Raw genomic sequence first — 623 nt, forward strand, 5'->3', positions numbered from 1 at the left:
ACTTTATAGTGTATTGCATCCAAAAAAACAAATGAGTATGTTTTTTCAAGTGCCCTATTTTGCCACTCTGTAACTACAGGCATAATCCTATTTGTTATATTCGAGACCATTTCAGCAGATATCTCAACTTCATAAAGATTTTTAACTTGTTCTGATATATCTCTCGTGGTCATTCCAGTTGCATAAAGAGCCATTATTTTATCTTCAATACCAGTTATATTTCTTTGATACTTAGGCAAAATTTTAGGCTCGAATTCGCCATTTCTATCACGTGGTATATTAAGTTCTACGGATCCAAGTTCAGATTTAACAGTCTTCTTAGAGTAACCATTTCTACTGTTTGGAGTTCGTTTTTCAGATAATTCATACTTGTCATATCCAAGTTGTGAATCCATTTCTGCTTCTAATGTTTCCTGAAGAATGTCTTTAAACATGCTCTTCATAGCAGTTAAAACCTCAGTTGGGTTTGTAAACTTTTGCTCGTTGATATAATCTCTTAAAACCTCTTTTGAAATGTTGGACATAAAAATACTCCTCCTTACAATCTTTGATAATTACTTATCTCAATTATTGCCAAGAAAGAGTACATTTTATTCTGTTTACACAAAATTATTTACAGGCCC

1 protein-coding gene is annotated in these 623 nt (G+C 32.3%); it reads right to left on the reverse strand.

Translation table 11 applies throughout. The features are described 5' to 3' along the window. The coding region (locus KPL37_RS19570) for an IS256 family transposase (protein ID WP_216151724.1) at positions 1-524 on the reverse strand (524 nt) is incomplete at its 3' end. Positions 525-623: the final 99 nt, after the last annotated feature.

This window comes from Clostridium frigoris, assembly GCF_018861865.1.
In the GTDB taxonomy this organism is placed as follows: Bacteria; Bacillota; Clostridia; order Clostridiales; family Clostridiaceae; genus Clostridium_AD; species Clostridium_AD frigoris.